The organism is Mycobacterium riyadhense (assembly GCF_963853645.1).
Taxonomy (GTDB): Bacteria; Actinomycetota; Actinomycetes; order Mycobacteriales; family Mycobacteriaceae; genus Mycobacterium; species Mycobacterium riyadhense.
Genome location: NZ_OY970456.1, coordinates 5046361 through 5060491, shown reverse-complemented (window position 1 = coordinate 5060491; position 14131 = coordinate 5046361). Strand labels below are relative to the sequence as shown.

Here is a 14131-nt window from a genome sequence, read left to right as displayed (position 1 = left end):
GCCGGGGTCAAGTCTTTGACGCCCGATCGGGGTCCGGCGACGCCTAGCAGCGCTCACCGTCGATCCAACCGCCGCCAGAGCAGATCGCCCCGTGGAAATCGCGACGATATTTGTCGACCATGCGCGGAACCAAACACGCAACCGGTGGTTGACCAGTCTCGATTGGAGCGACTTCGACACGGCGCCACCGGAGCCAACGGAGGTCACGGTGGTAACGCGGCAACGGCGGGTGGTTGTTCGGTTGTTCGGCTGTTCGGCAACGGCGGGAAGAACGGCCCGGCGTAGCGGCCGGTCAGGATTTCGACTGGGCCTCCGCCCGCCGGGTCTTCGCCGGTGCCTTTTTCGCAGCGGTCTTCTTCGCCGGTTGTTTGCCGTTGTCCGAGCGCGCTTTCACGCTGGCCTCCAGCTTGGCGAGCAGGTCAGACACATCCTCGGCTTCGTCCAGTTCCTTGGGCTGCTCCTCGACGGTAAATGCTTCCCCGCCTTCGAGTTTGGCGTCAACCAGCTCCTGCAACTGCTCCTGGTAGGTGTCGTGATAGCGGTCTGGATTGAAATCATCGGCCATCGACTCGACAACTTGGCCGGCCATCTTGAGCTCGGCCGGTTTGATCTCGACGTGCTTGTCGAGCACCGGAAAGTCGGGATCGCGGATCTCGTCGGGCCACAGCAAGGTGTGCACGACCATCACGTCGCGCTTGCCGAAGTCCTTGACGCGCAACGCCGCCAGGCGGGTCTTGTTACGCAGCGTGAAGTGAACAATCGCCATGCGGTCCGTCTCACCGAGCGTCTTGGCCAGCAGCACATAGGATTTGGATGACTTCGAATCCGGCTCCAGGAAGTAGCTGCGGTCAAACATCATCGGGTCGACGTCGCTGGCCGGCACGAATTCCAGTACCTCGATTTCGCGGCTGCGCTCTTCGGGCAAGGTGGCGATGTCGTCGTCGGTGATGAGGACCATCTGTCCGTCGTCGGATTCGTAGGCCCGGGTGAGGTCGCTGTATTCGACGACCTCACCGCACACTTCACAGACGCGCTTGTAGCGGATGCGCCCGTTGTCCTTGGCGTGCACCTGGTGGAACTTGATGTCGTGGTCCTCGGTGGCGCTGTAGACCTTGACCGGCACGTTGACAAGCCCGAATGCTATTGAGCCCTTCCAGATGGAGCGCATGCAGTCAGTATGCCCACATCGTCGGGCGGGTTAACAGCACGGAGCGGGCCGCTCGCCCGCGAGACCGACTACGGCCGGGTGTGGGTGACGTTCATCGACCGTCAGTCCGTCGCTGGCGGCGTGTGTCGGGGGAACTCGGCGATGTCACGGTCGCGGCGGTTGCTCGCTGGTAACACGCCAGCTCCGCGAAAGTGCCGCATGCGAAGGCCGCGTAGCGCAGCGCGGAAAAGAAGCGCCGGAGAGAAGAACTCGGCGGGAGCAAGGGCGCGCACAGTTAATAACGCATAACGGTGGTTCAATTCTGTGTCGGAGCCAATGCAACGAAAGAGCAGTTTATCGAGCCACAACGGAGACCGACTAAAAACAGTGCGTTTAACTTGGCGAAGGGTCTCCATGTACATGGGATACGTTTCTGCTCGCGCCGCCATCTCGTAGGCGGTCATGGCTTGCTCGTATGATTGCTCTCCATGTTTCCAGGCCGTGATCGCCTGAGCGAGGGCTTTGGCCTCGAATAACGCGTCGTAGATTCCCTGTCCGTCAATAGGATCCTTTTGATGGAGAGCATCGCCTCCAGTCGCCGTATAGACAGAGTTGGATTTCGTTTTCGACCAGCCAGGACCGATAGTGGTCCGTTACCAAACAACCCACCGCTTCCATGGCCATCCGCATATACTCTCGGCCGCGCGCCAACAGGTCATATCCGAGCAGAGGCTGCACCAAGGTGGTCATCCCGTGCTCATAGCAAAGCTGACTGACCGCTCGGTGTGCTTCTTGTGTGACTTCTTCGTAGAGTTGCCCATCCTTCGTTTGACTCCGGAACCACCGGCGCGTCCCGTTGAAATAGAGGACGGCGGTCGCGATATGTTTACCGCCGCTGCGAGCTACCTCTTCGCGGCTTAGTGCGAGCCAGTCCGACAAGGAGTACGGCACCTTTTCCTCAGATCCAGACGGACGTTCACAAGGTTCAGAGGACACACGAGTGCCAGGCGTGGTGCCCATTGCTGCGGTAGATATTCGCCAACCTGGATCGATATCTTTGGGGCTATTTTTGAGGTACGCCAGTGCATTCGCTCGGCAAGGAGGTTCAACGAGTCGCCGTGAGTTCGATGAGTTCGCCGAGACACTAATCTGGCCCATCATCGACTCCTGTCAACCACTACCTGCGACAACGCTATGAGCTCGGCCGCCGCCGGTACCTCGGGGAGCAGCGCTATCGCTGCTCTTAGTCGTTCCTCGGCGTGGTGTTTCGCAGCCTCCCGACCTCCGGCTGCTTCGATAAGCGCGATGGCGCGTGCAACGTCGCGATATGTCGTCGGACTTTCAGATCGATAAAGTTCGCGTAGTTCCGTGCTTGCATCGCAGTTCGAATTCAGGGCCGCAACCACCGGAAGAGTTGCCTTGCGGCGGACCAGGTCACTACCCACAGGCTTTCCCATATTCGTAGCATCGCCCCAAATGCCGATCACATCGTCTACAGCCTGGAATGCTAACCCGAGCTGGTAGCCGAATCTTTCCATCGTCGATACCGTTTGGTCGTCAGCGCGAGCGCTTAGTGCTCCGAGTGCACAAGCAGTCCCCATCAGCGACGCAGTCTTGGCTCCGGCCATCTGCAGATACTCATCGACGGTGACTGCGACCTGTCCTTCAAATGCGCAGTCTTGAAACTGGCCTAAGCAAAGTTTCAGGCACGACTTCTCGATCCGAGAAATGATGCTGAGCGCCAGGGATTGCTCCATCAAATCTGTTTCGGCGAGTAATTGTATGGCTAAGGAGTGCAATGCGTCGCCGAGAAGAATAGCGCTGGTTATCCCCCACACGCTCCATACAGTTGCTCTCCCGCGGCGCGTTTTATCACGGTCCATTACGTCATCGTGGATTAGCGTAAAATTATGCAACAGCTCCATGGCTGCCGCCGCTGGCGCAGCGGATTCTTCAGACCCGTCACACACCGCTGCGGTGGCGAAGGTGAGAGCGGCGCGTACAAACTTCCCCTGCGTGGCAGGCGTTGACGAGCGTTCCGGATCCCACCAACCGAAGTGGTAGCCCCCCATGGTTGCGAGCGGTTCAGGAAGTGACACCACGGCAGCACGAAGAAGGGGATCGCAGTTGCGCTGAGCACGCGCGAGAATTTCAATCCCAGAATGGGCCGGAGCGTTGCGGGGTTTGGTCGCCTCCAGTGGCATTCACAACACCTCGCAAGTTCCGACACAACCAAACCCGTGCCGCCTCCAACAAATAGTTGAGCAGGAAACCTAGCGCGAAAGTTGACGGCCGTCAAGTTTTTGTTACGCGTCCACGCACCGCCAGATTGCAATTGGTCCTAGCATGGGGGCCGATTCATCTCGACAGCAGGCTGGGTCTTAGCGCAGCCAGCCCTTCTGTTTGATGTAAGCCAGCGGAATGACCGCCGCAATCAATGTCAGCAGGGTGGTGGCGAGGAAGCCGTACTCCCATTCCAGTTCGGGCATCCAGGTGAAGTTCATCCCGTAGAAGGTGGCAATCAGGGTGGGGGGCAAGAACACGGCGGTGATGATCGTGAAGACCTTCACGATTTGGTTCTGTTTCACATCAAGCCAAGTCATGACCGACTGCTGTAGATAGCGGACTTTGTCGTGTTCGAAGCTGGCGTGTTGTTTGACCCCGTCGATGTCGATGATCAAGATCCTGATCAGACCATCGAGATCGCTTTCATGGCCCGGTGTTTCGGCCATCAGATGGCGCGCTGCGCGTGCGAGCAGCAGTTGGGACTCCTGCGTGCGCGACACAATCTCCTCGGTTTCGTTCATCCGCGCCATGGTCTTTCGCATGTCACTCACCCCGATCCCGCGGCCGCGTTCGTCGTAGCCTTCGGTGGCCATTTCGATCTCGTCGTTCATCGCCTCCAGAACGTCACTGGCATAGTCGATGACCCGCTCAGAGGCTTCATTGAGTGCCCACAGCAACGCATACATCACCCCATAGGAGGATGCGGCGAGACGAGGTTGGCGGCGCAGCTTTGCGATCGCGTGGTCGAAAACGTCGAACTGCTCGCTGGGTTGCAGCGTGACCACATAGTCGGCGCCCAGCGCGAACATGAGCAACTCCCGATCGATGGTTTCGCCGCGTTTGATACTTACCGCCACCGAGAAGTAGATGAATTTGTCGGTCTCCCAAATCCGGCGTTCGGCTGCCGCAACCGGAAAGCCAACGCCCAGGCGATCGCACAGCCCCGCTGCCGCCGCCGCATCAGAGGCGAACAGCTGAATCCAGTGCCGGCACAGCGCCTCGGTGTCCAACGAGTCTGTCTCAACAGGGATGGTCATCATTCCTCCAAGAATGTTCCCGGCAAAACGGGTGCGGTCTATCGCCCGTAGGAGGAGTGCGCGGGGGAGACTGATGACGACCCGACCTCATGCTGCGGGTGGGCGTAGTGCATCGCCAATAGCCCGGTGCAAATCAATAGGTACAACCCGACGGTGAACCAGATCACCTGTCGCTCCAGATTCGGCCGTCGGCGCGCCCTCTCACGTGTGCACAACATTGTGACCATCTCATGCTCTCCAATCAAATTGTGTACCAATGCTATTGGTGTCAGAAAACCTTTCCCGTATCGCGTGTGGGTCGGTCATGAAAATGCGTGGTCCCTTGAATCCCTCCTTAGTCCTGAAGCCATGAATCCCGGAATCACGGTGTGCTGGGTTGCTGTGCTGGCTTGGCGGAGTTGGTCGAGCGGAACGGATTTCGTGCTGCGCCTTGTTCGTTACCCGACGGCCGACCAGGGTGGCACCATGGGGGGCCGGGCCAAGAATCGGGTATCCGCAAGGGCAGCACCGGCGTTCCCACGTCCGGCCGTGCCCGTCGGCGCGAATCCGGGCATGCCTGTCGCGACCGCCGGAGGGGCGTTGAGCGGGGTGCCACCCAACGCCGAGGCGGCAGGACTGATCGGTGCTGCGACCGGCGTCCAGCTGGGCGGCACCGACAGTGGTCCGATTGCAGCCGCCTTGCCTAAACTCCCCGACACCGCGCCGCCAAGCCCTCCGAGCCCGGCTGCGCCGCCGGGCGGTCCTGCCAGCCCAGCGCCGAGTCCGCCGGCGGCACCCTGTCCCAACGCGTCCCCAGCCGCACCGGCGCCGAGCAAAGTCGTGAAGGCGCCTAGCGTGTTACTCGGCATGTAGAACCCGGACGAAAAGATGGTGTTCCAGATATTGGCGTTGGGTCCCCACGCATTCCAGAAGTTGTCGAGCTGTGAATTTCCCGACCCGAACCCAGTCAGAATGCCAACGATCCCCGAGAGTCCCGAGGAGGACGACGAAGACGGCGCAGCGGGCGACGCGAGGCTCTGCAGCGCCGTGGGTACGGCGGAGATCAGCTGCGACAGCAGTGTGTGCGTGGTCGCGTCGGCGGAGCTGTAGCCGGCTTGGGTGACTGCAGCAGCCTGCCCGGCCAGTCCCGCGGGGTTCGTAGCTTGTGTCGGCTCGGTGAACGGCGCCAGCCTGGTGGCAACGGCTGAGGAGCCGGCATAGCTGTACATTGCGGCCGCGTCTTGGGCCCACATCTCGCCGTAGTGGGCCTCGGTGGCCGCGATCGCCGGAGTGTTTTGCCCCAGCAGGTTGGACGCGATCAACGACGCCAGCTGTGCTCGGTTGGCCGCAATCACCCATGGCGGAACCGTGGCCGCAAACGCGGCTTCGTAGGCGCGCGCCGCCGCCGTAGCCTGGGTCGCAGTCTGCTCAGCTTGGGTCGCAGTCGTGTGCATCCACGCCACATAGGGTGCGGCTGCGGCTGTCATCGATATCGACGCTGGACCGCGCCACCCCTTACTCGTCAGCGCTGAGATCGCCGAGCTGTAGTCGGCTGCCGTCGAACGCAATTCAGCGGCCAGCACATTCCAGGAACCGGCGGCGGCGAGCATCGGCGCCGACCCGGGGCCGGAATACATTCTGGTGGAGTTGATTTCCGGTGGCAATGCACCGAAGTCCATCGCTACTGTCATTGCGGTGCTCCTCCCTCACCGGGTTGCGATTGCGTTGGCGGCCTCGGTGGTGGCGTACGAGCCGGCGCTGGCACCCAACGTACGTACAAACAGGTCGTGAACCTCCGCCGCTTGGGCGCACACGGCTTGGTACAGGGCGGCGTGCGCGACGAATTGTGTTGCAGTCAACGCTGATACCTGGTCACCAGCGGCGGGAACCACGCTCGTTGTTGGCCCCGCCGCGGCGGCATTCTGCTCGTTCATCGCCGTGCCGATTCCGTGCAAGTGGCTGGCTGCCGCGGCCAGCAGTTCAGGTTGTGCGATTACAAATGACATGGGACATCTCCTTGCTGAAAGCAGGCTGAACCCGAAGCTGTGATCGTGTGAAGACACGTCAAGACCATGCGCGCCCACGCGATGGGCGTGTGCATGTGTTAACTGAAGCGGCGCAAAACCATTCAGATGGTGAAAGCCGAGGCGAGGTCGGTTTCGAGCGAAATGACCATCGGATTCGGATATGGACTATCACTGCGACTCATGCCGCTCTCACCTCCTCACGGCCAGGGCATACGAGGATGCCGCCGCGCTGCATATAGAGCATGCATGGGCCATAGTGGCACTCGCACCAATATCAGTCAACCCAAACAACGTTGACAAGTAATCCTCACAGAAAGTTCGGGATCGGCGACGCTTTGTCAAAGGCCGCTAGCTCGACGGGGAGTCGCTGCCTGCGTTCGGTACGTCCATCATCTTGCGGCGCTAAGGGTTGCCCGATCCGGTAGGTCAGCACCGACGCGGGTAACAGTGAGCGCCGACGACGTACTTGCCGCCTCGAGCGCGGAGGTCAACGCGCGCAGTCCGATCCGATGCAGGTCAGCGCGCCGTCCCAGCAAGCCCAGTTCCCACAGCGTGTCGAGCAGGCCGACCATGAACGCGTCGCCGGCGCCGACGGTGTCCACCACCTGAACCAGCCTGGCGGCCACCCGTGCCTCGCCGGCCGCGCAGAACGCTACCGCGCCCCGACCGCCCATGGTCAACGCAACGATCGCGGGCCCCGACGCCAACCAGGTTTGCGCGGTGTGTTCCGGGCTGTGGGTGGGGTTGATCCAGCGCAGATCCTCCTCGCTGGCCTTGACGATGTCGCTGCGTTCGACGAGCTTTTCGATGCGTTCCCGGGCGAGATCTCGGTCGACGATCAGCGAGGGACGCACATTGGGGTCGAATGTGACTGTGGCCGACGCTCGATAGGCGTCCAGCAGGGCCGCGACGGCCAAACATCCCGGTTCACGGACGGCGGCGATAGACCCGGTGTGCACGAAGAGCGGCGGCGGAACGGGCGGTATCCCGGAGAGCTGCCAGTCCAGGTCGAAGTCGTAGCTGGCCGAGCCGTCCTGCCTGATCGTAGCTACCGCGGTGGGAGTCCTGGCGGCCGACGTGCTTCCCGGAACAAGCTGTGCCCCAGAGGCTTTGACGTAGTCTCCGATTCGCTGGCCGTGCCCGTCGTCGCCGATGTGGGTCAGGAAATCAACGTCGCGGCCCAGCCTGGCCAGGCCGATGGCGACATTCAACGGGCTGCCGCCGACATGCTCGGCGGTGACCTGGGTCTCGATGACGTCGATCAGCGCTTCACCGATCACCAGTCCACGCCCCATGAGGACAGGTTACGTTGGCAATATGGGTTCGGTGGCAGAGCAGCGGGTGAAGCTCACCAACGCCGACAAGGTGCTCTACCCAGCGACCGGTACCACGAAGCAAGACATCTTCGACTACTACACCCGGATCGCCGAGGTGATGGTGCCGCACATCGCCGGGCGTCCGGCGACACGCAAGCGCTGGCCCAACGGCGTCGACCACGAATCGTTCTTCGAAAAGCAGTTGGCGTCGTCGGCGCCGGACTGGCTGCCGCGCGCCAGCATCACCCACCGGTCGGGTACCACGACCTACCCGATCATCGACAGCACGACGGGACTGGCCTGGATCGCCCAGCAGGCGGCCCTGGAGGTGCACGTGCCGCAATGGCGGTTCGTCGCGGAGTGGACACGAAGCAAGGCTGAAGAGCTGAAGCCGGGCCCGGCAACACGATTGGTGTTCGACCTCGACCCGGGTGAGGGCATCACCATGGCCCAGTTGGCCGAGGTGGCCCGCGGGGTCCGGGACTTGATGGCCGATATCGGCCTGACCACGTTCCCGCTCACCAGCGGCAGCAAGGGCCTGCACCTCTACGCCCCGCTGAACGAACCGGTGACCAGCTCGGGTGCCACGGTGTTAGCTAAACGCGTTGCGCGGCAACTGGAAAAGGACATGCCCAACCTGGTCATATCCACCATGACCAAGAGCCTGCGGGCCGGGAAGGTGTTCTTGGACTGGAGCCAGAACAATGGCTCCAAGACCACCATCGCGCCATACTCGCTGCGTGGCCGACATCATCCGACCGTCGCCGCACCACGCACCTGGGAGGAACTCGACGACACAGGGCTGCGCCAGCTGCGCTACGACGAGGTGCTCGACCGGGTGGCCCACGACGGGGACCTGCTGGCACCGCTGGATGCCGACCTGCCTAGCCGGGACCGTCTGACCAAATACCGCGGCATGCGCAACGCGTCGAAGACCCCCGAACCGGTGCCGAGCGCGAAACCCACTGTTGGGCAGAACAATACGTTCGTCATCCAAGAGCATCACGCCCGCCGGCTGCACTATGACTTCCGCCTGGAAAGAGATGGCGTGCTGGTGTCGTGGGCGGTGCCGAAAAACCTGCCCGAAACCACTTCGGTGAATCATCTGGCGGTGCACACCGAGGATCATCCGCTGGAATACGCCACATTCGAAGGCACCATCCCCAAGGGTGAATACGGCGCCGGCAAGGTGATCATCTGGGACTCCGGAACCTACGAGGCCGAAAAGTTTCGCGACGATGAGGTGATCGTCAACCTGCACGGCAATCGAATCTCCGGGCGCTATGCGCTGATCCAGACCGATGGCGACCAGTGGCTGGTCCACCGGATGAAGGACCAGAAGGTCTTCGAGTTCGACACGCTGGCACCCATGCTCGCTACCCACGGTTCGGTTGCCGGGCTCAAAGCGGGGCAATGGGCCTTCGAGGGCAAGTGGGACGGCTACCGGCTATTGGTGGACGCCGACCATGGGGTGCTGCGGCTGCGATCACGCAGCGGACGTGATGTCACCGCGGACTATCCCCAATTGCGGTCGCTGGCAGCAGGTCTCGCCGATCATCACCTGGTGCTTGACGGCGAAGTGGTCGCGCTCAACGAGTCCGGAGTGCCCAGCTTCACTGAGATGCAGAACCGCGTCCGAGCCACCCGCATCGAATTCTGGGCGTTCGACCTGCTCTATTTGGACGGCCGCTCACTGCTGCGAGCCCGCTATCGAGATCGGCGCAGGCTACTGGAAACACTAGGCAGCGCATGCGATCTCATCGTTCCTGAGCTGCTTCCCGGGGATGGCGCCGAGGCGCTGGAGTATTCGCGCAAGCACGACTGGGAGGGCGTGGTCGCCAAGAGGCGCGACTCGAGTTATCAGCCGGGCCGGCGCTCGGCTTCGTGGATCAAGGACAAGTACTGGAACACCCAAGAGGTCGTCATCGGCGGCTGGCGGGCCGGGGAAGGTGGACGCAGCAGCGGCATTGGCGCGCTGCTGATGGGCATTCCCGGCCCAAACGGATTGCGATTCGCCGGGCGAGTCGGCACCGGCTTCACCGAACGTGACCTGGCGAGCCTCAAGAAGACGTTGGCCCCGCTGCATACCGATGAATCCCCCTTCGATACACCGCTTCCCGCGCGCGACGCCAAGGGCGTGACGTTTGTGAGGCCGACACTGGTCGGCGAGGTGCGCTACAGCGAGTGGACCCCGGACAACCGGTTGCGCCAAACGAGTTGGCGCGGGCTGCGGCCGGACAAGAAACCCAGTGAGGTGGTGCGCGAATGAAGTGGGTGACGTATCGAAGCGACCAGGACCACCGCGGCGGAGTCCTTTCCGGTGACTGGATTTATGCCGCACCCGCGGGAGTGACACTGCTCGAGCTGATCGGGCGCGGGGCCGACGGGCTGCACGCAGCGGGAGAAGAAATCCTGCGGTCGCCCACGGCGGTGGTTCGTCTCGATGAAGTGTCGCTGGCGGCGCCGATCCCGCGCCCGCCGTCGATCCGCGATTCGCTGTGCTTTCTGGACCACATGCGCAATTGCCAGGAGGCGGTGGGAGCGGGCCGGGTGCTCATGGACACCTGGTACCGCATCCCGGCGTTCTACTTCGCATGTCCGGCAACCGTTTTAGGCCCCTACGATGATGCGCCGATCGCTCCCGGAAGTGCGTGGCAGGACTTCGAATTGGAGATTGCGGCCGTCATCGGGACGACTGGGAAGAACCTGTCGGTCGAGCAGGCCGAACGGTCGATCGTCGGCTACATGATCTTCAACGACTGGTCCGCGCGTGACCTGCAGATGCTGGAGGGGCAGCTACGGATCGGCCAGGCCAAGGGCAAAGACAGCGGAGTCACGCTGGGACCCTATCTGGTCACCCCGGATGAACTGGCGCCTTACCGGCGTGACGGCAAGCTGAGCCTATCGGTGACCGCGCTGGTCAACGAGACCGTGATCGGCTCGGGGTCCACCGGGGCGATGGACTGGACTTTCGGTGAGGTCATCTCCTACGCCTCGCGGGGCGTGACCCTGAGCCCGGGCGACGTGTTCGGCTCCGGCACGGTGCCCACCTGCACGCTTGTCGAGCATCTGAGGAACGCCGAGTCGTTCCCGGGCTGGTTGCGCGACGGCGACGTCGTGACCCTCAAGGTCGAGGGTCTCGGGGAGACGCGCCAAACCGTTCGTCGGAGCGAAGCGCCGATTCCGTTGGCCCCCCGGCCGAATCCGGACGCCCAACCGGCCCTGCCCCGCATTAACCCGGCACCCGCGAAAGTGCCCTACACCCGCGGCCTGCACGAGGTCGCCGACCGGGTGTGGGCCTGGACACTGCCGGACGGGGGATACGGCTGGAGCAATGCGGGTCTGGTCGCAGGTGATGGCGCGTCGCTGCTCGTCGACACGTTGTTCGACCTGGCGCTGACCCGGGAAATGCTGGCCGCGATGCGACCCGTCACCGAGCGCTCGCCCATCACCGATGCCCTGATCACTCATTCCAATGGCGACCACACCCACGGCACTCAACTGCTGGACAGCTCGGTCCGCATCATCGCCGCGGCGGGCACCGCCGAGGAGATAGCGCACGGCGCGGGCCCGGAGATGCTGACGCGCATCCAAACCGCCGACCTTGGCCCACTAGCGACTCGGTATGCGCGAGACCGCTTCGCGCACTTCGACTTCAGCGGCATCACGGTGCGCAACGCCGACCTGACTTTCGACCGAGCACTCACCATCGACGTCGGCGGCAGGAGGGTGGATCTGCGCAACCTCGGCCCCGCGCACACCGCCGCCGATTCGGTGGTGCATGTGCCCGACGCCGGTGTGCTGTTCGCCGGGGATCTGTTGTTCATCGGGTGCACACCGATTGTGTGGGCCGGGCCGATCGCCAACTGGGTCGCAGCGTGCGACACGATGATCGCGCTGGACGCTCCCGTCGTGATACCGGGCCACGGTCCGGTCACCGATCCGGATGGAATCCGTGCTGTGCGTGGCTATCTCGTTCACGTTGTCGAGCAGGCCGATGCGGCCTACCACAACGGACTGTCGTTCGCTGAGGCCGTCGACACCGTCGACCTCGGCGAGTACGCGAGCTGGCTGGACTCCGAACGCGTCGTGGTCAACATCTACCAGCGTTACCGCGAACTCGATCCCGATGCTCCGACGCCGGAGTTGTTCGGGCTGATGGTAATGCAGGCGGAGTGGCTGGCGCGCCGCGCATCGTAACCGTCTGGTCGCAGTTGTCACACCAGTCGCTGCGTCGGGATAGACACTCTTTGGGCACAAAGACTACCCCTCCCCAAGGAGGCCAGTGTGGCGGGTGTGGCAAGCAGGTGGTAGCAGCCGTCGTCGCGCTAAGCCCGCACGGCCTTCACGAAGCGAAGCGGCGTGGCGGGCCCGTGCTGATCGGCGGCTGCCAGTTCGGGGAGGCCGGCCGCGGCAAGGAGATCCGAGTGGTCCGAGGTGGTGATCTCCCACCCGTGAGTGTGCAGGTGTGCGGCGACGTCGGTGTGCTCGCCAGGGTAGGTCAACTCGGCGATGTCCAGCTCCAGCCCATGCGCACGCCAGCCCTCGGTCATCCGTCGCGCCAATTCCGCGGAGTCCTCCGAAGTTCCGGTGATCGTTCCATAGTCCGCGGCAAGCCGGCTGCCACTGGCGCTAAGCGCAATGACGTTGTCCAGCAACCGAACCTCGGCTTCGGGCGGCAGAAAGCCGATGAGCACTCCCTCGGCCAGCCAAGCGGATGGCTGGGCGGGATCGAAACCGGCGGCACGCAGCGCGGCCGGCCAATCGTCGCGCAGATCTATGCCCACCGGGCGATGCTCGGTGGTCGCGACGGCACCGAGTTTGGATACCGTGGCGGTCTTGAACCCGATCACCTCGGGCTGGTCGATTTCGTACACCACCGTGCTGGCCGGCCACCCAAGCCGGTACGGGCGGGCATCGAGCCCGGACGCCACGATCACCACCTGGCGCAATCCGGCCGCGCCGGCCTCGGCGAAGTATGTATCGAAGAACAGGGCGCGTGCGGCGAACGTGTCCACCATCCGCGGAAACCCGAGGCCGGTGCCGATCTCGTCGAGATCCGCTTGACCGGTGGCCACCCGGGTGAACACGTCCAGCCCGACGGCGCGGACCAGCGGCTCCGCGAACGGGTCGTTGATGACCGGCCGGGGACGCCGACTCGCGGCCGCCCGCGCCGCCGCCACCATGGTGGCAGTGGCTCCCACACTGTTAGCCAGGTCCCACGTGTCGTCATCGGTTCGTGCCATGGTTACTCCTTTGGAATTGGGCCAGCCGAATCCACGTTAGGCCAGATCCCTGAATGCCCGCTGTACCGTGCGGCGTTCATCAACGCTTTCGGGGTGTGGCAGACCAAGATTGGTCTCAGCCAAGGCGCCAGGAGAAGTGCCCCCGAAGTGGGATCGACTGTGCCGTCTACACTTTCGCGAAAAGCGTTGACAAGCCTAACTGGAACATATGTAAGCCTTACCTTCGTTGGCCGTTTGCCTCGCGACCTTGCCAGCAACACCACATGGCGTGAAAATGAGATGGCCTCCATCGGCGCTCGATCGGAGAAGACCACAATGACAGCGAGTCACGTGCGCGCAATTGCTCTCCAGGTCGCCGAATTGGCGCGGAATCTCCAGGAGCAGCAGCCCACCGACGACATCGACACAACCCTCGGCAATCTACTTGACACCGCCGTAAAATCCGTGCCCGGTGCTGAGCATGCTGCACTCACGATGGGCAGCCGCGACGGGGTGCGGACGGTGTCGGCAACCGCCGGGTACCCGATCCTGCTAGGCAAAATTCAGCAACGCCACAAGGACATGTGCGGCGCCGCAACCTGGGAGGGACAGGTCATCCGCATCGACGACGTCACCACCGAACAGCGCTGGCCTGGCTATTGCCGCGACGTTGCCGACGAAACGCCGATCCGGTCGATCATGACGATCCCGTTGTTCGTCAACCGCCACAACATGGGTGCGCTCAACTTTTACGCCTCGCGACGTCACGCGTTCGACGCCGAATCGGTGGAGATGGCATTGATCATGGCCACTCATGCCGCACTGGCGTGGAGCATGCTGCGCCACGACCAGCAATTCCGCAGCGCACTCGCTTCCCGCGACCTCATCGGCCAGGCCAAGGGGATGCTGATGGAACGCTTCAATGTCGACGCCGTTCGCGCATTCGCGCTGCTCTCACAACTGTCGCAGAACTCGAATACAGCCGTTGTCGAGATCGCGCGCCGTCTCATCGAGGCGAAGCATGCGCGCCGATGACCGAACGCGGCCGGTTGCGAGTAGTCACTGGTGTGGCTAATGTGACCGAGGTACCCAGCCCTTTTCGGCGGGTTTTGGC

12 protein-coding genes are annotated in these 14131 nt (G+C 63.0%); 4 read left to right on the top strand and 8 right to left on the bottom strand.

Annotation, left to right across the window (positions count from 1 at the left end):
* Window positions 1-144: 144 nt before the first annotated feature.
* Window positions 145-285 (top strand): hypothetical protein, encoded by a 141-nt coding sequence (locus AADZ78_RS22210; RefSeq protein WP_169726416.1) that lies wholly within the window; start codon window positions 145-147, stop codon window positions 283-285.
* A 7-nt stretch (window positions 286-292) separates the two neighbouring features.
* Here the strand turns inward: AADZ78_RS22210 and AADZ78_RS22205 are convergent, their stop codons facing one another.
* The 7 genes from AADZ78_RS22205 to AADZ78_RS22175 all read right to left on the bottom strand — a co-directional run bounded on the left by AADZ78_RS22205 (window position 293) and on the right by AADZ78_RS22175 (window position 7771).
* Entirely contained in the window at window positions 293-1168 is an 876-nt protein-coding gene (locus AADZ78_RS22205; protein ID WP_085253067.1) for a Ku protein, read from the bottom strand.
* 101 nt (window positions 1169-1269) lie between these two features.
* Complete coding sequence (locus tag AADZ78_RS22200; RefSeq protein ID WP_139829048.1) at window positions 1270-1611, bottom strand: hypothetical protein; 342 nt, start codon at window positions 1609-1611, stop codon at window positions 1270-1272.
* 693 nt (window positions 1612-2304) lie between these two features.
* Entirely contained in the window at window positions 2305-3351 is a 1047-nt protein-coding gene (gene idsB, locus AADZ78_RS22195; RefSeq protein WP_085253069.1) for a geranylgeranyl diphosphate synthase IdsB, read from the bottom strand.
* Between the two features lie 177 nt (window positions 3352-3528).
* Entirely contained in the window at window positions 3529-4473 is a 945-nt protein-coding gene (locus AADZ78_RS22190) for a magnesium transporter CorA family protein (protein WP_085253070.1), read from the bottom strand.
* Between the two features lie 434 nt (window positions 4474-4907).
* The gene (locus AADZ78_RS22185) at window positions 4908-6140 is read right to left on the bottom strand and encodes a PPE family protein (RefSeq protein WP_085253071.1); all 1233 of its coding nucleotides are present in this window, start codon (window positions 6138-6140) and stop codon (window positions 4908-4910) included.
* Window positions 6141-6155: 15 nt separating this feature from the next.
* Entirely contained in the window at window positions 6156-6455 is a 300-nt protein-coding gene (locus AADZ78_RS22180) for a PE family protein (protein WP_085253072.1), read from the bottom strand.
* Window positions 6456-6865: 410 nt separating this feature from the next.
* Window positions 6866-7771 carry a carbohydrate kinase family protein gene (locus tag AADZ78_RS22175; RefSeq protein ID WP_085253073.1) on the bottom strand — a complete coding sequence of 302 codons (906 nt, stop codon included), beginning with the start codon at window positions 7769-7771 and terminating at the stop codon, window positions 6866-6868.
* A 22-nt stretch (window positions 7772-7793) separates the two neighbouring features.
* Here AADZ78_RS22175 and AADZ78_RS22170 point away from each other — a divergent pair, with 22 nt between their 5' ends.
* Both AADZ78_RS22170 and AADZ78_RS22165 read left to right on the top strand, forming a co-directional pair.
* Window positions 7794-10061 carry an ATP-dependent DNA ligase gene (locus AADZ78_RS22170; RefSeq protein ID WP_085253074.1) on the top strand — a complete coding sequence of 756 codons (2268 nt, stop codon included), beginning with the start codon at window positions 7794-7796 and terminating at the stop codon, window positions 10059-10061.
* Window positions 10058-11992 (top strand): fumarylacetoacetate hydrolase family protein, encoded by a 1935-nt coding sequence (locus AADZ78_RS22165; RefSeq protein WP_085253075.1) that lies wholly within the window; start codon window positions 10058-10060, stop codon window positions 11990-11992. Before AADZ78_RS22170 ends, AADZ78_RS22165 begins: the two co-directional genes overlap by 4 nt.
* A gap of 128 nt (window positions 11993-12120) precedes the next feature.
* On the opposite strand, the gene AADZ78_RS22160 is transcribed toward AADZ78_RS22165, so the two are convergent.
* Window positions 12121-13038, bottom strand: coding sequence for an SAM-dependent methyltransferase (locus AADZ78_RS22160; protein ID WP_085253076.1), 918 nt, complete (start codon window positions 13036-13038; stop codon window positions 12121-12123).
* A gap of 315 nt (window positions 13039-13353) precedes the next feature.
* Here AADZ78_RS22160 and AADZ78_RS22155 point away from each other — a divergent pair, with 315 nt between their 5' ends.
* The gene (locus AADZ78_RS22155; protein WP_085253077.1) at window positions 13354-14052 is read left to right on the top strand and encodes a GAF and ANTAR domain-containing protein; all 699 of its coding nucleotides are present in this window, start codon (window positions 13354-13356) and stop codon (window positions 14050-14052) included.
* Window positions 14053-14131: the final 79 nt, after the last annotated feature.

What these genes read in the sequence shown, in the direction of transcription:
- AADZ78_RS22155 (WP_085253077.1), top strand. Translation starts at nt 13,354, where the DNA reads ATGACAGCGAGTCACGTGCGCGCAATTGCTCTCCAGGTCGCCGAATTG.
- AADZ78_RS22200 (WP_139829048.1), bottom strand. Translation starts at nt 1,611, where the DNA reads ATGACCGCCTACGAGATGGCGGCGCGAGCAGAAACGTATCCCATGTAC.
- AADZ78_RS22160 (WP_085253076.1), bottom strand. Translation starts at nt 13,038, where the DNA reads ATGGCACGAACCGATGACGACACGTGGGACCTGGCTAACAGTGTGGGA.
- AADZ78_RS22165 (WP_085253075.1), top strand. Translation starts at nt 10,058, where the DNA reads ATGAAGTGGGTGACGTATCGAAGCGACCAGGACCACCGCGGCGGAGTC.
- AADZ78_RS22205 (WP_085253067.1), bottom strand. Translation starts at nt 1,168, where the DNA reads ATGCGCTCCATCTGGAAGGGCTCAATAGCATTCGGGCTTGTCAACGTG.
- AADZ78_RS22175 (WP_085253073.1), bottom strand. Translation starts at nt 7,771, where the DNA reads ATGGGGCGTGGACTGGTGATCGGTGAAGCGCTGATCGACGTCATCGAG.
- AADZ78_RS22170 (WP_085253074.1), top strand. Translation starts at nt 7,794, where the DNA reads ATGGGTTCGGTGGCAGAGCAGCGGGTGAAGCTCACCAACGCCGACAAG.
- AADZ78_RS22190 (WP_085253070.1), bottom strand. Translation starts at nt 4,473, where the DNA reads ATGATGACCATCCCTGTTGAGACAGACTCGTTGGACACCGAGGCGCTG.
- AADZ78_RS22185 (WP_085253071.1), bottom strand. Translation starts at nt 6,140, where the DNA reads ATGACAGTAGCGATGGACTTCGGTGCATTGCCACCGGAAATCAACTCC.
- idsB (WP_085253069.1), bottom strand. Translation starts at nt 3,351, where the DNA reads ATGCCACTGGAGGCGACCAAACCCCGCAACGCTCCGGCCCATTCTGGG.
- AADZ78_RS22180 (WP_085253072.1), bottom strand. Translation starts at nt 6,455, where the DNA reads ATGTCATTTGTAATCGCACAACCTGAACTGCTGGCCGCGGCAGCCAGC.